At 39.6% G+C, this 22298-nt stretch carries 23 protein-coding genes, 1 tRNA gene and 1 pseudogene; 14 read left to right on the forward strand and 11 right to left on the reverse strand.

Annotation, left to right across the window (positions count from 1 at the left end; all coding sequences use genetic code 11):
- Together A3EO_RS0106955 and metF are read right to left on the reverse strand one after the other, a co-directional pair.
- Nucleotides 1-181: pseudogene (locus tag A3EO_RS0106955) on the reverse strand (IS5/IS1182 family transposase); the annotation flags it as partial.
- A gap of 102 nt (nucleotides 182-283) precedes the next feature.
- Complete coding sequence (gene metF, locus A3EO_RS0106960) at nucleotides 284-1174, reverse strand: methylenetetrahydrofolate reductase (protein WP_018346556.1); 891 nt, start codon at nucleotides 1172-1174, stop codon at nucleotides 284-286.
- 228 nt (nucleotides 1175-1402) lie between these two features.
- On the opposite strand from metF, the gene sohB reads away from it, so the two are divergent.
- The 4 genes from sohB to matP all read left to right on the forward strand — a co-directional run bounded on the left by sohB (nucleotide 1403) and on the right by matP (nucleotide 3972).
- Nucleotides 1403-2488 (forward strand): protease SohB, encoded by a 1086-nt coding sequence (sohB, locus tag A3EO_RS0106965; RefSeq protein WP_018346557.1) that lies wholly within the window; start codon nucleotides 1403-1405, stop codon nucleotides 2486-2488.
- Nucleotides 2489-2502: 14 nt separating this feature from the next.
- On the forward strand, nucleotides 2503-2661 hold the full coding sequence (locus tag A3EO_RS13140; protein ID WP_013744961.1) for a YoaH family protein: 159 nt from the start codon (nucleotides 2503-2505) through the stop codon (nucleotides 2659-2661).
- On the forward strand, nucleotides 2654-3409 hold the full coding sequence (locus tag A3EO_RS0106975; RefSeq protein WP_018346558.1) for a YdcF family protein: 756 nt from the start codon (nucleotides 2654-2656) through the stop codon (nucleotides 3407-3409). The genes A3EO_RS13140 and A3EO_RS0106975 overlap by 8 nt, the downstream gene beginning before the upstream one ends.
- A 116-nt stretch (nucleotides 3410-3525) precedes the next feature.
- Nucleotides 3526-3972 carry a macrodomain Ter protein MatP gene (gene matP / locus A3EO_RS0106980; RefSeq protein ID WP_013744959.1) on the forward strand — a complete coding sequence of 149 codons (447 nt, stop codon included), beginning with the start codon at nucleotides 3526-3528 and terminating at the stop codon, nucleotides 3970-3972.
- Here the strand turns inward: matP and A3EO_RS0106985 are convergent.
- From A3EO_RS0106985 to selD, 6 genes are all read right to left on the reverse strand, one after another.
- Nucleotides 3961-4593 carry a LysE family transporter gene (locus tag A3EO_RS0106985; RefSeq protein ID WP_013744958.1) on the reverse strand — a complete coding sequence of 211 codons (633 nt, stop codon included), beginning with the start codon at nucleotides 4591-4593 and terminating at the stop codon, nucleotides 3961-3963. The two genes, matP and A3EO_RS0106985, sit on opposite strands and share 12 nt — an antisense overlap.
- A gap of 11 nt (nucleotides 4594-4604) precedes the next feature.
- Nucleotides 4605-5114 (reverse strand): phosphatidylglycerophosphatase A family protein, encoded by a 510-nt coding sequence (locus A3EO_RS0106990; RefSeq protein WP_018346559.1) that lies wholly within the window; start codon nucleotides 5112-5114, stop codon nucleotides 4605-4607.
- On the reverse strand, nucleotides 5092-6066 hold the full coding sequence (gene thiL, locus A3EO_RS0106995) for a thiamine-phosphate kinase (RefSeq protein WP_018346560.1): 975 nt from the start codon (nucleotides 6064-6066) through the stop codon (nucleotides 5092-5094). Before thiL ends, A3EO_RS0106990 begins: the two co-directional genes overlap by 23 nt.
- 59 nt (nucleotides 6067-6125) lie before the next feature.
- The gene (nusB, locus tag A3EO_RS0107000) at nucleotides 6126-6563 is read right to left on the reverse strand and encodes a transcription antitermination factor NusB (protein WP_018346561.1); all 438 of its coding nucleotides are present in this window, start codon (nucleotides 6561-6563) and stop codon (nucleotides 6126-6128) included.
- Nucleotides 6563-7033 (reverse strand): 6,7-dimethyl-8-ribityllumazine synthase, encoded by a 471-nt coding sequence (gene ribH, locus A3EO_RS0107005; RefSeq protein ID WP_013744954.1) that lies wholly within the window; start codon nucleotides 7031-7033, stop codon nucleotides 6563-6565. Before ribH ends, nusB begins: the two co-directional genes overlap by 1 nt.
- A 206-nt stretch (nucleotides 7034-7239) precedes the next feature.
- Nucleotides 7240-8328, reverse strand: a complete 1089-nt coding sequence (gene selD, locus A3EO_RS0107010; protein WP_018346562.1) for a selenide, water dikinase SelD — start codon at nucleotides 8326-8328, stop codon at nucleotides 7240-7242.
- Nucleotides 8329-8722: 394 nt separating this feature from the next.
- On the opposite strand from selD, the gene A3EO_RS0107015 reads away from it, so the two are divergent.
- The 7 genes from A3EO_RS0107015 to brnQ all read left to right on the forward strand — a co-directional run bounded on the left by A3EO_RS0107015 (nucleotide 8723) and on the right by brnQ (nucleotide 17727).
- Entirely contained in the window at nucleotides 8723-10366 is a 1644-nt protein-coding gene (locus A3EO_RS0107015; RefSeq protein WP_018346563.1) for an ABC transporter substrate-binding protein, read from the forward strand.
- A gap of 80 nt (nucleotides 10367-10446) precedes the next feature.
- On the forward strand, nucleotides 10447-11367 hold the full coding sequence (gene oppB, locus A3EO_RS0107020) for an oligopeptide ABC transporter permease OppB (protein ID WP_013744950.1): 921 nt from the start codon (nucleotides 10447-10449) through the stop codon (nucleotides 11365-11367).
- 13 nt (nucleotides 11368-11380) lie between these two features.
- Nucleotides 11381-12292 carry an oligopeptide ABC transporter permease OppC gene (oppC, locus tag A3EO_RS0107025; protein WP_018346564.1) on the forward strand — a complete coding sequence of 304 codons (912 nt, stop codon included), beginning with the start codon at nucleotides 11381-11383 and terminating at the stop codon, nucleotides 12290-12292.
- Between the two features lie 11 nt (nucleotides 12293-12303).
- A complete protein-coding gene (gene oppD / locus A3EO_RS0107030; RefSeq protein WP_018346565.1) occupies nucleotides 12304-13299 on the forward strand; it encodes an ABC transporter ATP-binding protein in 996 nt (331 codons plus the stop codon).
- Nucleotides 13299-14276 carry a murein tripeptide/oligopeptide ABC transporter ATP binding protein OppF gene (gene oppF / locus A3EO_RS0107035; protein ID WP_018346566.1) on the forward strand — a complete coding sequence of 326 codons (978 nt, stop codon included), beginning with the start codon at nucleotides 13299-13301 and terminating at the stop codon, nucleotides 14274-14276. The genes oppD and oppF overlap by 1 nt, the downstream gene beginning before the upstream one ends.
- 146 nt (nucleotides 14277-14422) lie before the next feature.
- Nucleotides 14423-16225 (forward strand): AMP-dependent synthetase/ligase, encoded by a 1803-nt coding sequence (locus A3EO_RS0107040; RefSeq protein ID WP_018346567.1) that lies wholly within the window; start codon nucleotides 14423-14425, stop codon nucleotides 16223-16225.
- A 194-nt stretch (nucleotides 16226-16419) separates the two neighbouring features.
- Complete coding sequence (gene brnQ / locus A3EO_RS0107045; protein WP_018346568.1) at nucleotides 16420-17727, forward strand: branched-chain amino acid transport system II carrier protein; 1308 nt, start codon at nucleotides 16420-16422, stop codon at nucleotides 17725-17727.
- A gap of 56 nt (nucleotides 17728-17783) precedes the next feature.
- On the opposite strand, the gene A3EO_RS0107050 is transcribed toward brnQ, so the two are convergent.
- Complete coding sequence (locus A3EO_RS0107050; protein WP_018346569.1) at nucleotides 17784-18338, reverse strand: TorD/DmsD family molecular chaperone; 555 nt, start codon at nucleotides 18336-18338, stop codon at nucleotides 17784-17786.
- Between the two features lie 98 nt (nucleotides 18339-18436).
- Here A3EO_RS0107050 and nfo point away from each other — a divergent pair, with 98 nt between their 5' ends.
- Nucleotides 18437-19282: a deoxyribonuclease IV gene (gene nfo / locus A3EO_RS0107055; RefSeq protein ID WP_013744943.1), complete on the forward strand. Its 846-nt coding sequence runs from the start codon at nucleotides 18437-18439 to the stop codon at nucleotides 19280-19282.
- Nucleotides 19283-19414: 132 nt separating this feature from the next.
- On the forward strand, nucleotides 19415-19921 hold the full coding sequence (locus A3EO_RS0107060) for an NlpC/P60 family protein (RefSeq protein WP_013744942.1): 507 nt from the start codon (nucleotides 19415-19417) through the stop codon (nucleotides 19919-19921).
- 70 nt (nucleotides 19922-19991) lie between these two features.
- On the opposite strand, the gene A3EO_RS0107065 is transcribed toward A3EO_RS0107060, so the two are convergent.
- Nucleotides 19992-20645, reverse strand: coding sequence for an NAD(P)-dependent oxidoreductase (locus A3EO_RS0107065; protein ID WP_018346570.1), 654 nt, complete (start codon nucleotides 20643-20645; stop codon nucleotides 19992-19994).
- A gap of 111 nt (nucleotides 20646-20756) precedes the next feature.
- On the opposite strand from A3EO_RS0107065, the gene A3EO_RS0107070 reads away from it, so the two are divergent.
- Complete coding sequence (locus A3EO_RS0107070) at nucleotides 20757-21674, forward strand: LysR family transcriptional regulator (RefSeq protein WP_018346571.1); 918 nt, start codon at nucleotides 20757-20759, stop codon at nucleotides 21672-21674.
- A gap of 10 nt (nucleotides 21675-21684) precedes the next feature.
- Here A3EO_RS0107070 and A3EO_RS0107075 read toward each other — a convergent pair.
- Nucleotides 21685-21761 (reverse strand) — tRNA-Met (locus A3EO_RS0107075).
- Between the last annotated feature and the right edge of the window lie 537 nt (nucleotides 21762-22298).

The following is a 22298-nucleotide window of genomic DNA, read 5'->3' on the forward strand; positions in this document are numbered from 1 at the left end:
AGCGAACTGGGTCAACTGCGGGGCGACCGTTGTCATGGCAATAGAGATGAGCAACTTCATCACGAATGAAGTCAAAATCGATGGCTTTCGCGACTTTACGGACAAGGTGGTCTTTTGGAACGAGTTGTTCGAGACTTATCATCTCGATTTCATATTGGAGTGAGGGTGTATTTTTGAGCATAGGCATTTCCTTTTTTCGATATGCCTATTAGATCAAACCTCTAGAGGTATGTCTAGAGGTTTGTCAGCAGTCTGGGGACAGATCACAATCTGTCCCTTCTTTTTATGCAGCTAAACTCGGTCGAACCCCTAAGGTGTGGCAAATAGCATAAGTTAATTCCGAACGATTTAAGGTGTAAAAATGGAAATCTTTCACGCCTTCTTTAGATAGAATTTTCACCATATCAATAGCAATGCTGGCACCAATTAAATTGCGTGTGGTTTGGTCTTTTTCTAAACCGTCATAAAGTTTGAACATCCAGCTTGGAATTTTTACATTGGTAACTTTCGCCATTTTTTGTAACTGCACGAAATTGGACACCGGTAAAATACCCGGCACAATCTCCACATCTATGCCGACAGTGACACAGCGATCACGAAAACGGAGATAACTGTCAATATCAAAAAAGAATTGTGTAATCGCACGACTGGCACCGGCTTCCACTTTCTGTTTCAAAAAAATCAGATCCGCTTGCGCCGATTTAGCTTCCGGATGCACTTCCGGATAAGCAGCGACCGAAATATCAAAATCAGCCACTTCTTTGAGTAATTTCACTAAATCTTTGGCATAAAACGGTTTTTTATCATATCCGGGCGGCTCGTCACCACGTAATGCGACAATATTGCGAATACCGCTATCCCAATAATCTTTGGCTATCGCTTTTAACTGTTCCGGTGAGGCATCAATACCGGTTAAGTGTGGAGCAGCTTCAATGCCCGTTTGTTGTTTAATGGTTTTAACTACGCTATGTGTGCGTTCTCGCTCTCCGGAATTTGCACCGTAAGTGACAGAAACAAATTTAGGTTGCAGTGATTTTAAGCGTTGAATTGAATCCCATAACAGTGTTTCCATTTTTTCATTTTTTGGCGGGAAAAACTCAAAAGAAACATTAATATCGCCATTTAAATCGGCAATACTTCTATTTAAAACATCAATCTCTTTGGCATAGCTCATAATTTGTACTCCTTTTTCTTGTTTAGCCGTCTAGACGTTAAAATAGAAAGATTTTATTTTTGAGTCAATCTCATAATTTTCAGGATAAATATGAATAAAATTCATATTGGGGAAGTAAGAAGGAGAAAGAAGAAAAACGCAGAAAACCGAGATATTGATGAATAAATATGGAAAATCAAGTATGATAAACCGCTTTTAACAGCGTCCGATAACGAAAAAGGAGCAACTATGTGGACGGATATTTTAACTAATTACAGTGTGTTTATTTTAGAGCTGATCACTTTAGTGGCAGTGATTGCCGTTGTTTTCGGCATTATTGTGACAATGAAACAGAAAAATCTTAGCAAAGGTGAATTGCAGATTACGCACTTAAATGAACAGTATCAACAGCAACAACAGTTACTAAAAGAGTGTCGATTGCAAGAACAGCAGATAAAACAGCTGGTAAAAAACCGTAAAAAACAGGACAAGGCAAAAGCGAAACAGGCGAAGAAAGCAGCAAAAGAGGCAGAAAAAAATAACAATGAGCAGGATCAACAGCAATGGTTGCAACAGCAGAAACCTTGTGTATACGTTATTGATTTTAAAGGTGATATTCAAGCGAATGCTGCTAATTCATTAAGAGAAGAGATCAATGCAGTCTTGGCGGTTGCCAGACCTGAAAAAGATGAAGTGTTATTACGTCTGGAAAGTCCTGGCGGTGTGGTTCACGGTTATGGCTTTGCTGCTTCACAATTGCAACGTTTGCGTAATAAACATATTCCATTGACGATAGCGGTGGATAAAGTGGCTGCGAGTGGCGGTTATATGATGGCGTGTGTGGCGGATAAAATTGTGGCTGCGCCTTTTGCGATTATCGGCTCGATCGGCGTGGTGGCGCAAGTGCCGAATATTCATCGCCTTTTGAAGAAACACGATGTTGATGTTGATGTGATGACAGCGGGGGAATATAAACGAACCGTTACGGTATTGGGTGAGAATACCGAAAAAGGGAAGCAGAAATTTCAACAAGAGTTACAGGAAACGCACGATTTATTTAAACAATTTGTTGCACAACATCGACCTCAAGTGGAGATTGATAAGGTAGCAACCGGTGAGCATTGGTTTGGGCAGCAGGCATTGGATTTGGCATTAATTGATGAGGTGAAAACCAGTGATGATCTGATTTTGGCAGCGATTGAAGAAAAAGATGTGTTAGCGATTAAATATAGTACGAAAAAATCATTGGTACAAAAATTAGGCAAACAGGCGGAAGAAAGTGCCGCTCATATTGTGGCGAAACTGTTACATCAAGGCAAAAATCTCTTTTTTTAAAGTAGGAAAAAATAATGTTGGATACGCTTAATTTAACACACGAACAACAGCAGCAGGCAGTTGAAAAAATTCAACAATTAATGCAGCAAGGCGTTAATAGCGGTGAAGCTATCCGTTTGGTCGCGGAACAGTTGCGCCAACAGGCAAAACAGCAGGAAAAGCAAAATGTTTGAGGTGATTCTAAAAAAAGTGGTGGAAGCGGCGATTTTGCCGCCTTTTAATTTAATTTTATTAGGTCTGCTTGCGTTTATTTTGCTTTTTACCCGTTTTCAGCGTACGGCGAAATCATTGTTGGCAGTGTCGTTATTGTTTGCTTATTTCATCAGCACACCTTTCTTTTCCAATTTTTTGATTAAGACGATTGCGTTGGATAAACCGAATGTTGAACTTTATCGACAAGGGCAGGTGATCGTGGTGCTTGGTGGCGGATTGCGTTATAGCGATTATCCGGAATCTTATTCAACAACGGCAGCATTACCATTGGAAAGAATGCGCTTTGCGGTTTATTTGCATCAAATGACGGATTTGCCGATTGCAATTAGTGGTGGTGTTGATAATGAAGCGAAAGTGATGGGCAGTGAATTACAACGTTTCTTTCAAATAGACCCGACTTGGCTGGATAACAAATCCAACACGACAGAACAGAATGCAATCTATCTGCGTAAATTGTTTAATCAGACGGAAGAAGGTAAGCAAATTCAACGTGTAATTCTCGTGACAAATGAGTGGCATATGCGCCGGGCCGTTGCTGCTTTTCAACGTCAAGGTTTTGAGGTATTTCCGGCACCGACTTTGAGTCAGCGCGCTTCCGGCAGCGGATTATTAAAATTCATTCCTCAACCGGTCAGTTTTTATCAATCCGGTTTAGTGTTAAGGGAGTGGCTGGGCATTTTGCGTGATAAATTAATTGGCTTGGATTAGCATTTATTCGGTAGTAAAAATCAATAAAAAATCCTATAATTTGGCAGTTACCTTGTCACCGATCAAACAGTAATTCATTATAAATTATTGTTTTATAACAAAATTTGTGAGGTTTTATGCGCTACCAGAAATTGGAAAATCAAGAAACGCATTGGAAATGGCTTTATTTAATGCGTAAAGCTCGTGAAGGAGTCAATATTACACGTTATCTTGAACAAAGTTTGGCGGACGATAAAATGCAACAGTTAGTCCAACTACAGCATCAAACCGAAGCGGTTCAACAGTGGATTAGTGAACATATGTCGCCTGATTTAGTGATAAAACTGGATCAGGCGATTCGTGCTAAACGGAAGCGTTTTTTTAATGCAGAAAAACAGAGTACCAAAAAGAAATCAATTGATCTGGATTATGCAGTCTGGTTACGTCTTTCTCGCTATTCTCGTAAGATGAAAATGACCTTGTCACAAACCATTATGTATATGATAGATGAACAAGAGAGCAAAGCGCTTTATGAGTCACAAATTCACGCAATGAAGAAAAACTTGCAGGAATTATTGAAATAAATAACCGATGCCGGCGTAAGCGAGATAAAGTCCGAATGCGATAAAAACCACACCGGCACCATTATCCAACCAACGACTATATTTGCTGTAAAAACGTTTTGCAGCCGGTCGAGAAAACAACAAGGCAATAATAGAAAAGTAGAGAAAGGTTTCTATTAAGATAACAGCCAAGACCAGAATAATATGTTCGATGCCATTGACGTTAGCAAGGTAAATCGATAACACGCTGCTAAAATAGATCACCACTTTGGCATTGGAAAGATTGACTAGCAATCCTTTCAGAATTTCCTGCTTAATTGAGGTTGTTTGTAGTTGTTGTGCTTTTTTATCATTTTCAAACACCACATTGTTTCGAACATTCAGCATTTTATAACCGATATAAGCAAGGTAACTTCCACCCAACAAGACCACAATGCCGTGCCATAACGGGCTGGTAGCAAACAGAATGGCTAATCCTAACAAAGCAGAAGTTGCCCAAAACGCTACCCCCATCGTAATGCCGATGACTGCACAAAATGCATTACGGCTCGAATTACCGGCAGCGGTTTTGCTGACATAGAAGAAATCCGGACCGGGACTCATTAAGCCCAATAAATGTACAATCATAATATTCCATAACATAGCGCAGTCCTTTAGATCATTGATCTGATTAAGAAAATAACAATAATTGCATACAATGCCGCCAGTAGATCATCAAACATAATACCGAAGCCGGTTTGCAGTTTGCGGTCAAAATAGCGAATTGGATAAGGCTTGATAATATCAAAGAAACGGAATAGCACAAAAGCAGTTAAGCACCATTGCCAAGCGTGATTTGGCAAAGCGGTGAGTACCAGCCAGATGGCGACAATTTCATCCCATACGATAGAACTGTGATCGTGCACTTTCATATCGTGCGCTGTTTTTTCACATAAATAACAGCCGATAAAAAAGGCTATCAAGGCGAAAATAAGAAAGAAAGGAACGGCAATCCATTGTAGAAGCAGCCATCCTATTAATAATCCGACCAATGTGCCCCAAGTACCCGGAGCAGGGAAGATCAAGCCTGAACCGAAACCAAGTGCAAGCAGATGCACCGGATTGGTTAATTTGACGTTTTTGAGTGCATCGTGATTAGTTTTATTTGAAGTGATCAAAGCCATGAGTCACTGCGACCTCTATTGGTTGAGAATGTTGGGTAAATTGTAATTGCTGATTGGCACGAATTTGACCGATGCAATGATATTCTACATCGAGATAACGTAAGGTTTGTTCCATTTTTGCCCGCATTGCTTCTGCAACCGTGAAACAAAGTTCGTAATCTTCACCGCCGGCAAGTGCAAATTTTTGTGCCTGTTCTAATGAAAATTGATTTAATAACGGCTTGGACAGCGGCAGTTTATCTAATTCAATAACAGCGCCACATTGACTCCGTTCCAGAATATGCTGAAGATCGGAAATTAAGCCGTCAGAGAGATCAATCGCTGCATTAGCGATACCTGCCAATTCCATCCCCATTAGAACGCGTGGTGTCGGGCGTAAATGGCGTTGTAATAAGTAGCGTTGATCATCATTTTCAATTTTTGACTGTTGTAATAACAGCTGTAAACCGGCGGCACTATCACCCAGTGTACCCGAAACATAAATCCAATCACCGGGTTTAGCAGTGTGTCGACATAATATTTTATCTTTCGCCACTAAGCCGTGTGCGGTGATAGTTAAAGAGAGCGTTCCTTTGGTAGTATCGCCACCGATTAAATCAACATTATAGTGATCAAGAATCTGAAACAGGCTTTGGCTGAATTCACTTAACCACTGTTCATCAATTTTCGGTAGGGTTAATGCCAGACTAATCCACGCCGGTTCCGCTCCCATTGCTGCTAAATCACTTAAATTGACGGCAACGGCTTTATAAGCGAGATCGGCAGCTGAAATAGACGGCAAGAAATGCGTTCCTTCAACCAAAGTATCGGTAGTCAGTGCTAAACGGCGATTAGGTTTAATTTCAGTGATTGCACAATCATCACCGACAGATAGCAGCACATCGCGCCGAGGTTGACGGGTAGAGGCGGAGAAATAACGTCGAATAATATCAAATTCGCCATTGTCAGGCATAAAGAAATCCTTTCAGAAAAAAATCCCTTGTGGCATTCACAAGGGAAAATGGAGATTGTTTATTTTAGTCCAAACTTCGGTGCTAATTTATCCAAAATGCTATTAATATATTTATGGCTGTCTGCCGCACCGAATGTTTTTGCCACCTCAATCGCTTCATTGATGACGACTTTGTAAGGAATATCATCAACATATTTAAGTTCAAAAGTCGCACAATCTAAAATAGCCCGTTCGATTGTTCCCAACTCTTCGATTTTACGATCTAAAAAAGAAGCATATTCTTGTTCTAGATTGTCGAGATTGTTGACAGTGCCATTAAAGAGTTTGCGAAAATAGGCGACATCCGCACCTTTGGTTTCATCGTTGGTCACTAAATCCAATTCGATACTTTCCGGGCTGTTTTTCGATATAAACCAGGAATAAAGTGCTTGAACAGTACATTCACGAGCACGACGACGTTTACTTGGTTTTTTTTCAGTTTTTTGTTGTGGATTCATTATTCGGAAATCTGTGCTAATAAATTAACCATTTCCAAAGCTACCAATGCAGCTTCAGCCCCTTTATTTCCAGCTTTTGTGCCGGCACGTTCAATTGCTTGCTCGATATTTTCAGTGGTCAAAACACCGAAAGCAACAGGGATTTCAGCTTGCATCGCAACTTGTCCTAAACCGCTACTTGCTTCCCCTGCAACGTATTCAAAGTGTGCAGTGCCACCACGAATAACTGTACCTAAAGCAACAATCGCATCAAATTTTTTGCTTGCGGCCAAACGACGAGCAACTAGCGGCAATTCATAAGCACCGGGTGCTTTTACCACAGTGATATTTTCATCTTTTACTTGACCAACGCGAGTTAGTGCATCCAATGCACCTTCCAACAAGCTATCATTAATAAAACTATTGAAACGGGCGATAACTACTGCGATTTTCGCATTTGGTGAAGCGATTTGACCTTCTAAAACTTTCATCAAAAACTCCTAAGTGGTTAAAATCCGCCGCTCACGGCGGTAGCCAATTCATTGAATGAACATTGAATAAAAACGGTTGCAGATTCTAGCATAAAAAAACGTTTTCGGATATGACGAATAAAAGATGATGAAGGCACAAGGAAAGTAAAAAATAAGCCGGTTTATTTGCCGACTTATTTTTAAATGTTTAACAAGAAAAAATGGAATTATGCGTTTACGGTAACGAAAATTGGGGAATCATCATTTTTTTCCACCAATTTGCCAACCGGAATCAAGGAGATATTCTCTTTTGCAGCCATATCAAATAATGCCGCTTTTGCTTCTGGCATCACCGCTACCAATAATCCGCCGGAGGTTTGCGGATCGCATAACACCGCCTTTTGCGTTTCAGTGATAGGGCTGACTTTATGCCCGTAACTGTCAAAGTTACGTTCTGTTCCGCCCGGGATGCAGCCTTTTTCGATATAATCATAAACACCGTCCAAGGTTTTGATCTGTGAGACATCCACTTCAGCGGCAACACCGGAACCTTCACAGATTTCGATTAAATGACCGAGCAACCCAAAACCAGTGACATCTGTCATCGCAGTGACACCTTCTAATTCCGAGAATTGTGCCCCGATTTTATTCATTCGGCACATCACTTCTGCCGCCAAACCGCGATGTTCCGGTTTTAATTTCCCTTTTTTCTCTGCAGTAGTAAGTACGCCGATACCTAAAGGTTTGGTCAAGAAAAGTTCACATCCGGCTTTAGCGGAATTGTTTTTCTTCACTTTATCGATTGGGATAATACCGGTTACCGCTAATCCGAAAATTGGTTCAGGCGAGTCAATAGAATGCCCACCGGCAAGCGCAATGCCGGCTTCTTTACAGGCTTGGCGACCACCCTCAACAATGCGTCTGGCGATTTCCGGCGGTAATAGCTTAATTGGAAAGCCTAAAATAGCGATTGCCATAATCGGTTTACCGCCCATTGCGAAAATATCGCTGATGGCATTAGTGGCGGCAATACGTCCAAAAGTGAAAGGATCATCCACAATCGGCATAAAAAAGTCGGTGGTGCTGATAATGCCCATGCCATTACCAATGTCATAAACCGCAGCATCATCTTTACTTTCATTGCCAACTAAAAGGTGCGGATCGATAAATTTTTCTGCTTCTGTGTGAAGAATGGTTTCTAAAACTTTAGGGGAAATTTTACAACCGCAACCGGCGCCGTGGCTGTATTGTGTTAAACGGATTACATCCGCTACCGTATTTTCAAAATCGATATGACTGTTTGCGTGATTTGTCATAAATTTTACTTCGCCTCTGTAAGAACAACTATTGTGTTATAGCTTAGCACTTTCTCGCCAACAAAAGCCAATGCGGATCACATTTTTTAAAAAAGAAGAGAAAGTTTGTGATGAATTAGGTAATGTTTATATCCTTAAACATTAATTACTACAGTCGGCGGATATATTCCGCCGTGTTCTTTAGTTAAAACCTCTTAATCTAAAGTGAAGTTAGGAAATGCATATATTTCAAGATTTTGTGCGAAATAGAGGTTGAATCTAGCGTCAAAATCAAAAAAATGCCGAATAATCTGGCAAAATGTAAGCGTATTATTTACAAATCGTGAGATTTCATTTATTAATGACAGCAATTCTATGCAAAATAGAAGAACTACTAATAAATAAGGAGTATAAGATGCAGAATTCATTTAAAAAATCATTGTTGATGGTGGCACTTGGTTTAGGTGTAACTGCAACAACAACAGTGATGGCTGCAAATGTGCCTGCTGGCACAGAATTGGCGGATAAGCAGGAATTGGTTTGGAATATCAGTGCCAACCCGGCAACATTAGATCCGCAGAAAATGGAAGGTGATGTTGAAGGAAATTATGCACATCAACTTTATGAAACTTTAGTGATTTCCGATGCTAAAGGTCATATTTTACCGGGAGTGGCTTCTTCTTGGGATCATAGTGAAGATTTTAAAACTTGGACTTTCCATCTTCGTCCGGAAGCAAAATGGTCTAATGGTGATCCGGTTGTTGCTGGCGATTTTGTTTATGCGTGGCAACGTTTAGCTGATCCTAAAACTGCATCACCATACTCCAGTTATTTGGATTTCTTAAAATTAGCGAATGCAGATAAAGTGATTGCCGGTAAGGCGCCGGTGACTGATCTTGGTGTAGAAGCGAAAGATGATCATACTTTAGTGTTGCATTTAACGGAATCTGTGCCTTATGTGGATAAATTGGTGGAACATTATGTGTTGTCACCGGTGAACCCAAAAGTGGTGGAAAAATTTGGCGATAAATGGACAGCACCGGAAAATTTGGTTGGTAACGGTGCATTCGTTTTGAAATCACAAGTAGTGAATGAAAAAGCCGTTTTAGAGCGCAATCCATATTATTGGGATAATGCAAAAACCGTGTTGAATAAAGTCACTTTATTGCCGATTGAGTCTTCGGCAACGGATGTTTCTCGTTATCGTGCAGGTGATGAAGATATGACCGGTAAAGAAATCCCGATTGAATTATTTGCTAAATTGAAAAAAGAATTGCCGGATGAATTACATATTTCGCCATTACTTTGTACTTATCTTTATGAAGTCAATACTGCAAAAGCACCATTTGACAATGCCAAAGTTCGTAGAGCATTATCGTTAGCGTTAGATCGAAACATCATTACCGATAAGATTTTGCAACAGGGGCAAACTCCAGCATACATTTTCACACCGCCATTCATTAATGGTGCAGAAAAAATGAAAAATCCTGAATGGGCAAGTTGGGATCAAAATAAACGTAATCAGGAAGCAATCAAATTATTGAAAGAAGCCGGTTACGATAAAGCTCATCCATTAACTTTCAATTTGCTTTATAACACTTCCGACAATCACAAAAAATTGGCGATTGCCGCACAATCTATCTGGAAAAAGAATTTGCAAGGCGTTGTCAACATCAATTTGGAAAATCAAGAGTGGAAAACCTATCTTGATTCTCGCCATCAAGGAAATTACCAAATGGCAAGAGCAGGCTGGTGCGCGGATTATAATGAAGCAAGCACTTTCTTGAATTATTATATTTCCAACAGTGCGAATAATACCGCTTTCTATAAAAGCAAAGCGTATGATGATTTAATTGCGTCTACATTTAAAACCCAGACCGATGAAGAGCGTGCAGATGTGTATGCAAAAGCGGAAGCACAGTTGGATGCCGATACTGCAATGGTGCCGGTTTATCATTATGTTCAACCGCGCTTAATCAAACCTTGGGTGAAAGGCTTTGCTGACGCACATCCGGGGCAAAATTACTATTTGAAAGACGTTTATATCATTAAACATTAATTTTTATATTACCCGTTCCATTTGCGGATGGAACGGGATTTTATAATTGGCTTTTCGCCTTTTTATTGTGGGATTTGTGTATGCTTAAATTAATTTTTCGCCGAATTTTAGAGGCGATCCCTACGCTGTTTATCCTTATTACTGTTTCTTTTTTTATGATGCGCCTTGCGCCGGGCAGTCCTTTTTCCAGTGAAAAAAATTATCCGCCGGAAGTTATTGCAAATATTGAAGCAAAATATCATCTTAATGAACCATTAATGGTGCAATATGGTATTTATTTAAAGAATTTGGCTCACGGTGATTTCGGACCGTCATTTAAATACAAAGATTACACCGTTAATCAATTAGTGGCACAGGCGTTTCCTGTTTCACTCAAATTAGGTTTTTCCGCTTTTATTTTAGCTTTGGTATTTGGTATTTCTGCCGGTGTGATCGCCGCTTTGAAGCAGAATAAGTGGCTGGATTATCTGATAATGACGTTTGCGATGACAGGGGTGGTTGTACCGAGCTTTGTGGTCGCACCGTTATTAGTGCTAATTTTCTCTATTACCTTAAAACTGTTGCCATCCGGTGGTTGGAATAATGGGCAGTTTATCTATATGTTGATGCCGATGGTGGCGTTATCTTTATCTTATATTGCCAGTATCGCGCGTATTATGCGTAGTTCAATGATTGAAGTATTGCATTCAAATTTTATCCGTACTGCGAAAGCAAAAGGTTTGCCAATGAGCCGTATTGTGTTGAAACACGCATTACGTCCGGCATTGTTACCGGTGATTTCTTATATGGGGCCGGCATTTGTTGGCATCATTACCGGCTCTATGGTGATTGAAAGTATTTTTGTCTTACCGGGAATCGGTCAGCTCTTTGTGAACGGTGCATTAAATCGTGATTATTCGTTAGTATTGAGTTTGACTATTTTAGTCGGCACCTTGACGATTGTTTTTAATGCGATTGTGGATATTTTATATGCTGTGATTGATCCAAAGATTCGCTATTAGTGGAGTGGTAAAAATGTTAAAAATAAAAGAAAATCAAGCATTAATGGAAAAATTAGGCGAACAGTTGGAAACGGTTGACGGTCGCAGTTTGTGGCAAGATGCACGTCGTCGCTTTTTCCGCAACAAAGCGGCGGTAGCGAGTTTAATCATTTTATTTTTCATTATGCTGTTTGTGATTTTTGCACCGATGTTGATGCCGTTTAGTTATGAAGATACCGATTGGGCGATGATGACAAATCCGCCGGATTTTGAATCTATGCACTATTTCGGTACAGACTCTTCCGGGCGCGATCTATTGGTGCGCTTGGCAATCGGTGGGCGTATTTCCTTATTAGTCGGGGTTGCCGGTGCACTGATTGCGGTGTTGGTCGGTACGCTTTATGGTGCAACCGCCGGTTATATTGGTGGCAAAACTGATGCAGTGCTAATGCGTATTTTAGAAATTCTTTACTCCTTTCCGTTTATGTTCTTTGTGATTTTGTTGGTCACTTTCTTCGGGCAGAATATTTTGCTGATTTTCGTGGCTATCGGAATGGTGTCTTGGCTGGATATGGCGCGTATCGTGCGCGGTCAGACACTGAGCTTGAAACGTAAAGAATTTATTGAAGCAGCGATTGTCTGCGGTGTCTCTTCACGTCAGATTGTATGGCGACATATTGTGCCGAATGTGCTGGGTGTGGTTGTGGTTTATGCCTCTTTATTAGTGCCGGGAATGATTTTATTTGAATCTTTCTTAAGTTTCTTAGGGCTTGGTACACAAGAACCGTTAAGCAGTTGGGGCGCGCTGTTGAACGATGGTTCCAAATCTATGGAAGCAGCACCTTGGTTATTGATTTTCCCGGCGATTTTCTTAGTGATTACGCTGTTCTGTTTTAATTTTATTGGTGATGGCTTGCGTGATGCGCTTGATCCGAAAGATCGATAAGGTGAGAAAAAATGACAAACGAAAAACAACCTCTCCTTGATGTTCAAGATTTACGTGTAACATTTAAAACGCCGGACGGTGATGTTACCGCTGTGAATAATTTAACTTTTACGTTAAATGCCGGTGAAACCTTAGGCATTGTCGGTGAATCCGGTTCAGGCAAATCGCAAACCGCCTTTGCGTTAATGGGGTTATTGGCGGATAACGGACGTACCGCCGGTTCCGCACGTTTTAATGGTGAAGAAATTTTGGGGTTACCCGAAGCGCAATTAAACCGACTCCGTGCAGAGCAGATTGCTATGATTTTCCAAGATCCGATGACTTCATTAAATCCTTATATGAAAATTGGTGAACAGTTAATGGAAGTGCTGATTTTACATAAAGGGTATGATCGGAAACAGGCTTTTGATGAGTCAGTGAAGATGCTGGATGCAGTAAAAATGCCGGAAGCGAGAAAACGGATGAATATGTATCCGCACGAATTTTCCGGTGGGATGCGTCAACGTGTAATGATTGCAATGGCATTGTTATGTCGCCCGAAATTATTGATCGCAGATGAGCCGACAACCGCATTGGATGTGACCGTTCAAGCACAGATTATGACCTTGTTGAATGATTTAAAACGAGAGTTTAATACCGCAATTATTATGATTACTCACGATTTAGGCGTAGTAGCAGGGAGTTGCGATCAAGTATTAGTAATGTATGCTGGTAGAACAATGGAATATGGTACAGCAAAAGAGATTTTTTATCAGCCGACACATCCTTATTCTATCGGGCTTATTAATGCTGTGCCACGCTTGGATACTGAAGAAGAGCAGTTGACCACCATTCCGGGAAATCCGCCAAACCTATTACATCTGCCAACCGGCTGCCCGTTCCGACCACGTTGCCAGTTTGTCAGTGAACAGTGTAGCAATACACCGCAATTAACGGCATTCGGCAATAATCGCTTGCGTGCCTGCTTTGTTGATGTACAGGAAATGATATTAAGAGGAAAAGCATAATGAGTAATTTATTGTTGGAAGTTGAAGATCTGAGTGTGCATTTCCAAGTACAAGGCAGTGAAGGTCTCTTTTTTAAGAAAAAGCAGACATTACACGCCGTTAATCACGTTTCATTTAAATTATATGAAGGTGAAACCTTAGGGGTAGTAGGGGAGTCAGGTTGTGGTAAATCGACTTTGGCGCGAGCCATTATCGGTTTGGTGAAATCTGCCGGCGGTAATATTCTATGGTTAGGCAAGGATTTAAGTAGTCAATCTGAAAAGGAGTGGCACGCAACACGTAAGGATATTCAGATGATTTTCCAAGATCCATTAGCATCATTGAATCCTCGAATGACTATTGGCAATATTATTGCCGAGCCGTTAAAAATTTATTTTCCTGAATTATCAGCAGAAGAAGTGAAATCCCGTGTACAAGCAATGATGCTTAAGGTGGGATTATTACCAAATTTAATTAATCGCTATCCACACGAATTCTCTGGTGGGCAATGTCAACGTATTGGTATTGCAAGAGCATTAATTATTGAGCCGAAATTGATCATCTGTGATGAGCCGGTATCGGCACTTGATGTATCCATTCAGGCACAAGTAGTGAATTTGTTGAAGTCACTACAAAAAGAGATGGGGTTATCACTTATTTTTATTGCTCACGATTTGGCGGTGGTAAAGCATATCTCAGATCGTGTGTTAGTAATGTATTTAGGCAATGCGGTGGAGTTGGGAACCTATGATCGTGTTTATCATCAAACCAAACATCCATACACTAAAGCATTAATGTCAGCGGTGCCAATTCCTGATCCAGATTTGGAAAAAGATAAGCAAATTCAGTTGTTGGAAGGTGATTTGCCTTCACCTATTAATCCACCTTCAGGTTGTGTTTTCCGTACTCGTTGCCCGATAGCAGATACGGAATGTACCTTAACTAAACCAAGATTGTTAGGAGACAAACAGCATTTAGTCGCTTGTTTTAAGGTATAGGTGTGAGCTAGATCACAAAAAATATCGCTCACTGCTAAAAACAGTGGGCGATTGTATTTATAGAGATAAAATCACTGGATTTTTTTTAATAGAATGAGTATATTTGCGAACAGTTGTTAGCTGAAATAAAGAAGGTTATTTTTATAATGCAAAATTATACTCAAACGCTTTCCCATTTTGTCGATGTAATTCGTCAACAAAGTGAAAAACTTTCTCAACGTACAGCATTACGCTATTTCGATCATCAACATAAATTACAAGATATTTCATGGCAAAGTTTTCACCAGCAAAGTGAACAGCTCTCACGAGCATTATTGACATTAGGTATAGGTGTTCAGGATAAAATCGGTATTTTTGCTCAAAATATGCCACAATGGACAATCGCAGATATTGCCATTTTGCAGATTAGAGCAGTTACTGTACCGATTTTTGCTACGAATAATGAAACGCAGACAAAATACATTATTAACCATTCTGAAATGAAAGTGCTGTTTGTTGGGAATCAAAAAGAGTATGATGTAGCACTTTCTATTGCACCGCATTGCCCAAAATTAGAAAAAATTATTGCAATGCAACCGCTTGATTTACGTGGTATCGAAATGGGGATCAGTTGGCAGGATTTTATTGCAACTGCCGGCGACGAATCACAGCAACAATTAGCGCGAAGATTGGCGCAAAAATCAATGCAGGATCTTTTTACCTTGATTTATACGTCAGGCACAACCGGTGAGCCGAAAGGGGTAATGCTTGATTATCAAAATTTGGCGCATCAATTAGCGACTCATCAGCAGACATTGATGAAAATTGATGGCAGTGATGTTTCTTTATCTTTTTTGCCGTTATCTCATATTTTTGAACGTGCGTGGGTGGCTTATGTGCTGTCGCAAGGGGCAGTGAATGTTTATCTGGATGATCCGCATAAAGTAAGAGAAGCGTTGTCTGTGGTGAAACCGACCTTGATGTGTGCGGTGCCGCGTTTTTATGAAAAAATTTATGCAACGGTCTTTGACAAAGTGAAACAGGCGCCGTGGCTACGCCAACAGATTTTCTATAATGCGTTGCGAATTGGCAAATTGGCATTGCGCTATCAGCAGAAACAACAACCTTTGCCGTTTTGGTTAAAGCCATTACATCAGCTTGCAGATCGTTTAGTATTCGGTAAGTTGCAACAGGTGCTTGGTGGGCGCATTCGGATGATGCCTTGTGGTGGAGCGAAATTAGAGCCTGAAATCGGCATCTTTTTCCATTGTATCGGGGTTAATATTAAATTGGGTTACGGAATGACGGAAACGACAGCAACCGTTTCTTGTTGGCCTGATTTTGGTTTTGAATCCAATTCCATCGGGCAGATTATGCCGGGAACAACGGTTAAAATCGGTGATGAGAACGAAATTTTGGTAAAAGGTGGCGGTGTAATGAAGGGGTATTTTAAAAATCCGGAAGAAACCGCGAAATGTTTTACCGAAGACGGTTTTTTTAAAACAGGTGATGCCGGTTATGTTGATGCTGAGGGCAATTTATTTATGACCGATCGCATAAAAGATTTAATGAAAACTTCAACTGGAAAATATATTGCTCCCCAAGCAGTGGAGGGCAAATTATTGCAAGATAAATTAATTGAGCAGATTGCTGTGATTGCTGATGCCAGAAAATATGTGTCAGCTTTGGTGGTTCCTTGTTTCGATACGTTGGAAGAGTATGCCAAAAAACTCAACATTCAGTATCAAAATCGGTTAGATTTGATCAAAAATACTGCGATTGTTGAAATGTTTGAAAAGCGGATTAATGAATTGCAAAAAGAGTTGCAAGGATTTGAAAAAATTAAAAAATTTACGTTATTACCAAAAGCCTTTTCGATTGAATTAGGTGAGATTACCCCAACTCTAAAACTGCGTCGTAAAGTGATTTTGCAACGTTATCACGCTCTGATTGAACAAATGTATCAGTAATCGTCAAATAGATACGGTATTATTTTAGGGTAATACCGTATTTTCTTTTAAAAAATCCAGTAGAATTTGCTAAAAATATTAGATTCCATCTAATTTATCAGCATAAAAATCCATAAAATTATATTTTTTACTTCAATTTGCCATCCAATCCGTATAAACTTCCTGCTTTAAAATTAATACCTAAGGGAAAGTATATGTTATCTAAAAAAGATATTTTAATTCTGGGTATGATGATTTTTTCGCTGTTTTTGGGTGCAGGGAATATTATCTTTCCACCGATGGAGGGTTATCATGCCGGTTCGAGTTGGTTGTGGGCTGCGTTAGGTTTTATTTTAACCGGTGTTTTTATGCCGTTTATTACTTTGATTGTGGTAACAGTTCGTGGACGCGGTGAAGCGTTATCTACCGATCTTCCGCCGTGGGTTGGTGTTGTATTTTGGTCAATTCTTTATTTAATCATTGGTTCAACATTTGCAATGCCTCGTGTTACTAATGTTGCTTATGAAATGGCGTGGCAGCCTTTAAATATTTATAACGGTGAGCATTCTCATATTTTATTCGCGTTAGTGTTTAACATTATCGGTATGAGCTTTATGCTTGGGCGCAGTACAATGATTTCGACCATCGGTAAATTTATGGCACCGATTTTATTGGTGTTATTGATTATTGTCGGTATTGGTGTCGTGTCCGATCCTTTATCGGAAATTATTGCACCTTCCAGTAATTATGCCGAAGGTTCAGCTTTAGTTACCGGTATGATTGGCGGTTATCAAACAATGGACGTGCTTTCCGCAATGGCGTTCGGTGGTATTGTTGCTCGTGCGTTTGCTGTCAATAATGTAACGAACGGAAGAACCATTGTGCGTTATACATTAGCAGCCGGTGTCACTTCGGTGGTGTTATTGAGCGGTTTATATCTCTGTTTATTCTACCTAGGCGCAACCGGAGATATGGTGGCATCAACCTCTACCAATGGCGGACAAATTTTCTCACGTTATATCAATGAGTTATTCGGTGCCACCGGCTTGTGGATTATGAGCGGCATTGTGATGTTAGCCAATTGGACCACATTGGTTGGTGTAACCAGTGCTTGCGCAGATTATTTTTCTCGTTTTCATCCACGTTTAAATTATCCGTTTTTTGTGGTGTTGTTCACGATCGCGACCATTATTATTTCTGAAACCGGTCTGGACACACTATTGCGAGTAACAATTCCGGCACTATTATTGATTTATCCGGTAGCAATTATGCTAGTGGTATTACAGATTGTGCGGAAAAAACTGCCGGTAGTGAGCTGGAGTTATAATGCCACTATCGCACTAACAACACTGTTCAGTTTGTGTGATAGCTTGAAAAATATGGGCTTGTTGCCACAAGGCGTAGAAAAATTGTTAAGCTATTTACCGTTTTATCAAGAAGGTTTGACTTGGTTAATCCCGGTATTGTTAATGTTGTTATTGACAATTATTGTTGGTAAATTTTCTGTGAAAAAACAGCATTAATTTCAGGTAGATATGAAAAACAGTGTGCGAAATAATTCGTACACTGTTTTTTTAGATTATTGTTCCTCTTCTTCAATCTCATCTGCCATAGCTGCCAATAAATCGCGGCATAATTGTGCCAGACTGCGATAAAATGCGGTTTGTGCGTGAGCTTCAATCTGTCCAAGAAAACGCCCGATAGTTGGCAATAAAAAAGTTTGGAACAGTTGTCGCTGTGCCTCAAGCGAACCAATTTGATCTTCAATCCAAGCAGCCGTCAATAAGGGCAATGCAATATGATCACTGTCAGCGACTTCAGGCATTGCACGTTCTTGCCGAAATGCTTTAAATTGTTCAACATCAACACCGTAAGCAGAGAGTTTAAAATCGACAGATTGTTGCAAATGTTGATAATCTTGGCTTAATTGTTCTAGTGTCCAACCTGATGTTAATTGCGTCAGCGCAGTGTCGGTTTGTGGATCAGCAGCTAAATCCCAAATGGTTTTAACGCCTGCTTGTTGTAACCATTGCAATGCCGGCGCAAGAATCGGATCTTGCGGTTGACGTTGAAAAAAATTACCGAATAAACGGCATAAAATAGAAAAATGATTAATTTCGACCTGTTCGTCCATATTTGTCCTAACTATTAGAGAAATTATGAATTAAAACTGTATAAAGAGCGTAAGTTTACTATAATTCCTGCGGAAAGATAATGAATTTAGGAGTTTAAATGAAATATATCGGAGCGCACGTCAGTGCATCGGGAGGCGTTGAAAATGCGGTGTTACGCGCGGTTGAAATCGGTGCAAATGCTTTTGCGTTATTTACAAAAAATCAGCGTCAATGGAAAGTTGCACCATTAAAACAAGAAAATATCAATAAATTTAAGCAATGGTGCGAAAAATATCACTTTTCTGCGGCACAAATTTTACCGCACGATAGCTACTTGATTAATTTAGGTCATCCGACAGCAGAAGGATTAGAGAAATCAAGGACCGCCTTTATTGATGAAATGCAACGATGCCATCAGCTCGGCTTGCAATTATTAAATTTTCATCCGGGTAGTCATTTACAACAAATTGATGAACTGGATTGTCTAAAACGGATTGCGGAATCCATTAATATTGCGGTTGATACTGTGCCGAATGTGGTTGCCGTAATTGAAAATACTGCCGGTCAAGGTTCAAATTTAGGCTGGCGTTTTGAACATTTGGCGACCATTATTGAAAATGTGGAAGATAAAAATCGGGTTGGTGTTTGTTTGGATACTTGTCACACTTTTTCTGCCGGTTATGATTTGTCGACTTTAGCGGCGTGTGAAAAGACATTTCAACAATTTTCGGAGATTGTCGGTTTTCAATATTTGCGAGGAATGCATTTAAATGGTTCAAAAACGCCTTTAGGAAGCCGGGTTGATCGTCACGACAGTTTGCAGTCAGGCACAATTGGCACTGCTGTTTTTGAATATATTATGCCTGATCAACGTTTTGATAATATTCCGCTTATCCTGGAAACCATTCATCCGGAAATTTGGAAAGATGAAATTTCTTGGTTGCGTTCGTTAGAGAAACGTTAAAAAATAGCCGGAAAATTTGAGGTTTCTCACAAAAACAGCTATTTCTATTAAAAATAACTGGTCATACGTGTTGTTTTTAGGTAGGATTGATGCCAATTTTGAGTTTTGATTATTTTTACTTATTTTTGAGTTATGTTTTATCGAATTCTGGTATCAGTCTGTTTTTTACTGTTAGCTGCGTGTAGTAGTCATCCCGGCACGCAGTCAGCTTCTACATTTTCCGAAGACGATGATCCTATCCAAGCTTTAATCCTCAAAACCAACGCGAAAGAACGCGTTATCATCAATAAAAAATTAAATAATTTCTATCAGGAATGGATTGGTGTTCGTTATAAACTTGGCGGAACCGGGAAGGATGGCATTGATTGTTCCGCATTTGTACAAACTGCATTTGCAGAAAAATTTCATATTAGCCTGCCAAGAAGCACTTCAGAACAAAAATCTTTAGGTTATAAAATTCAAAAAGGTCAATTAAAACAAGGTGATTTGGTTTTCTTTAGAAAAAATCGTCACGTTGGTATCTATTTAGGCGATGATCTTTTTATTCATTCCAGTACAAGCCAAGGCGTGACCATTAGTTCTTTGAATGAGGATTATTGGTTAAGAACCTATACACAATCCAGAAGAGTATTAAATTAAGTATTTACTCGATAGTTAAACGTTAAAGCCGCTCTTTTGAGCGGCTTTTCGTTATAAATGGGTTTTCAGTTTATTCAGCAACGGTGAAATGCTGATGTAAATGCGCTTTTCGTTCTGCATCATCTACAAGCGCTGCTGCTAAATCAGGCAGACTAATATCAGCAGGTTGCCCATTTTTATCCAACAGAACGTGATTTCCACCGATACGATAATGCCCTGTCGCCTCAAATTTGACCGGATTGACGGCAAACATTGCCGCTGGTGATACAAATGCCCAGTTTAATTGTTTATTTTGTTTTAATTGAACCAATAATTGACGAATAGCATTGGCTGCCGGATAGATAGCTTCCGGAAATTCTTTAGTATCAACCAGTTGTAAATTAGGTGCGACATAAAGACAGCCGGCACCGCCAACAATTAATAAATAAGGCACAGCTGCTTGTTGTGCTGCTTGCAAAATGGATTGTATTCCTTTGTTATAATCGGCGACTAAATTCGGATTTTCCCAACCGCCGTTGAAAGCACTGATCACCGCATCAACATTGGTAAGTTGATCAACTAATTGTGTGGAATTGACATCTAATGGTACAGCGGTAAAGTTATCCGCTTTCGGTAATGAATCGGCGTGACGAGAAATCCCAATCACTTGATGACCACGTGCAATTAATTCAGCAGTTACCGCTTTACCAATTAATCCGGTTGCTCCAATTACAGCAATTTTCATATTAACTCCTTAATCTGTCTGTTATTCAAAAAACAACCTTATTATAGACAGCTGTTTTATTAAAGAGTAGTCTAGTATTCTTTAAAATACTTTCAACTATTAGTTTAAAATATGCAGAAAAATTATTATCAGCAACTTCTGTTTTTACACACTATTGCGCAAAGCGGCAGTATTTCAGCTGCTGCTAAAAAGTTAGAAATTAGTGCGGCAGCGGTGAGTAAATCATTGCAGACTTTAGAGCAGGAAATGGGATTGCCTCTTATTTTGCGTACTACAAGAAAATTGGTATTAACAGAAGCCGGCGAAAAACTGATTCAGCAAACGAAAGAAGCTGTTTATGCGATTGAAGATGCTTTTGAAAGTTTGAGTAGCGCTGCTAATCCACCATCAGGAACGGTAAAAATTACATTACCGCAAGTTGCTTTTTATATAGCTATCCAGCCGATTTATGCACAATTTTGTCAGCAATATCCCAATATTCAACTTGAATTGTCTATTAATAATGCGATGGTTGATATTGTGGATCACCATTTCGATTTAGGCATACGATTCGGACATAGCATTGAGGAGGGAATGATTGCCCATCAACTTACGACACCAATGCGGGAAGGTTTATTTGTCAGCAAAGAATATGCGCAAAAATATGGTGTGCCTCAATCCATAGCGGATCTCAAAAATCACCGATTTATCGGACATCGGTTTATGACGCATAATCGTTTAAACCCATTAACTTTACATATTGACGGTGAAGAACGGCAAATTGCACTTGAATCACAATTAATTTTTAATGACACTGAAATAATGATGGATGCAATTATACAAGGAATGGGAATTGGCAGAATCTTTGACTTACGTTATCAACAGTTAAACCTACAACAGGAATTAATCCCGGTATTAGAACCTTATTGGCGATCATTTCCTGCTTTTTATCTCTATTATTTTCCTAAACATCAACAATTAAAACGAGTAAAAGCAGTGATTGAGTTTTTGTTGGGGGAGAGAAAAATTAATAAGACTGAAACAATATAAGAGAGAAAATTGGTTGCGGGGGCTGGATTTGAACCAACGACCTTCGGGTTATGAGCCCGACGAGCTACCAAGCTGCTCCACCCCGCATTAGATGTGCATTACTATACACTCTTTCTGATTTTTTGCAAGATTTTTTTAAAAATTAAAGTTTTTTTGATAAAAAATAGACAAAATGGTGCTTTTATTTTCGATATCGATAGTAAGTGCTTTCGTTATGGAAAGAGCGATCGAGTAAATATGGCTAAAAAATATTTATTTTGGATAGGCAAAGAGATGGCGTTACGGATGATATAGCAGATGTGATGAAGAAAACCTCTCAAAAAATAGAAGAAGCTATTGAAATTTTGACAGAGGATGAACCACCTGAAAATTCGTCTACTGAAAAAAATGGCATATAGGACAAAATAGTTGGTCTTTTTGCACTTTATGCCTTTATAGGACAAAATAGTTGGTAAAGATTATTCTGGATGATCTTTACCAGCTTTTTTTATTTAAAAAATCCTGTATAAACAGTATCTTATGTTTTCTTGTTAAACCACTGTGAGGGCGTAATTTATCCTTAAGTTCTTTAAATAGCCCTTCAATCCTATTTGTTGTCTTTTCAATATTTAATTCCGGATATTC

The organism is Gallibacterium anatis DSM 16844 = F 149 (assembly GCF_000379785.1).
In the GTDB taxonomy this organism is placed as follows: Bacteria; Pseudomonadota; Gammaproteobacteria; order Enterobacterales; family Pasteurellaceae; genus Gallibacterium; species Gallibacterium anatis.

Coding starts and splice junctions, on each gene's coding strand:
- metF (WP_018346556.1), bottom strand. CDS start 1,174: ATGAGCTATGCCAAAGAGATTGATGTTTTAAATAGAAGTATTGCCGAT.
- sohB (WP_018346557.1), top strand. CDS start 1,403: ATGTGGACGGATATTTTAACTAATTACAGTGTGTTTATTTTAGAGCTG.
- A3EO_RS13140 (WP_013744961.1), top strand. CDS start 2,503: ATGTTGGATACGCTTAATTTAACACACGAACAACAGCAGCAGGCAGTT.
- A3EO_RS0106975 (WP_018346558.1), top strand. CDS start 2,654: ATGTTTGAGGTGATTCTAAAAAAAGTGGTGGAAGCGGCGATTTTGCCG.
- matP (WP_013744959.1), top strand. CDS start 3,526: ATGCGCTACCAGAAATTGGAAAATCAAGAAACGCATTGGAAATGGCTT.
- A3EO_RS0106985 (WP_013744958.1), bottom strand. CDS start 4,593: ATGTTATGGAATATTATGATTGTACATTTATTGGGCTTAATGAGTCCC.
- A3EO_RS0106990 (WP_018346559.1), bottom strand. CDS start 5,114: ATGGCTTTGATCACTTCAAATAAAACTAATCACGATGCACTCAAAAAC.
- thiL (WP_018346560.1), bottom strand. CDS start 6,066: ATGCCTGACAATGGCGAATTTGATATTATTCGACGTTATTTCTCCGCC.
- nusB (WP_018346561.1), bottom strand. CDS start 6,563: ATGAATCCACAACAAAAAACTGAAAAAAAACCAAGTAAACGTCGTCGT.
- ribH (WP_013744954.1), bottom strand. CDS start 7,033: ATGAAAGTTTTAGAAGGTCAAATCGCTTCACCAAATGCGAAAATCGCA.
- selD (WP_018346562.1), bottom strand. CDS start 8,328: ATGACAAATCACGCAAACAGTCATATCGATTTTGAAAATACGGTAGCG.
- A3EO_RS0107015 (WP_018346563.1), top strand. CDS start 8,723: ATGCAGAATTCATTTAAAAAATCATTGTTGATGGTGGCACTTGGTTTA.
- oppB (WP_013744950.1), top strand. CDS start 10,447: ATGCTTAAATTAATTTTTCGCCGAATTTTAGAGGCGATCCCTACGCTG.
- oppC (WP_018346564.1), top strand. CDS start 11,381: ATGTTAAAAATAAAAGAAAATCAAGCATTAATGGAAAAATTAGGCGAA.
- oppD (WP_018346565.1), top strand. CDS start 12,304: ATGACAAACGAAAAACAACCTCTCCTTGATGTTCAAGATTTACGTGTA.
- oppF (WP_018346566.1), top strand. CDS start 13,299: ATGAGTAATTTATTGTTGGAAGTTGAAGATCTGAGTGTGCATTTCCAA.
- A3EO_RS0107040 (WP_018346567.1), top strand. CDS start 14,423: ATGCAAAATTATACTCAAACGCTTTCCCATTTTGTCGATGTAATTCGT.
- brnQ (WP_018346568.1), top strand. CDS start 16,420: ATGTTATCTAAAAAAGATATTTTAATTCTGGGTATGATGATTTTTTCG.
- A3EO_RS0107050 (WP_018346569.1), bottom strand. CDS start 18,338: ATGGACGAACAGGTCGAAATTAATCATTTTTCTATTTTATGCCGTTTA.
- nfo (WP_013744943.1), top strand. CDS start 18,437: ATGAAATATATCGGAGCGCACGTCAGTGCATCGGGAGGCGTTGAAAAT.
- A3EO_RS0107060 (WP_013744942.1), top strand. CDS start 19,415: ATGTTTTATCGAATTCTGGTATCAGTCTGTTTTTTACTGTTAGCTGCG.
- A3EO_RS0107065 (WP_018346570.1), bottom strand. CDS start 20,645: ATGAAAATTGCTGTAATTGGAGCAACCGGATTAATTGGTAAAGCGGTA.
- A3EO_RS0107070 (WP_018346571.1), top strand. CDS start 20,757: ATGCAGAAAAATTATTATCAGCAACTTCTGTTTTTACACACTATTGCG.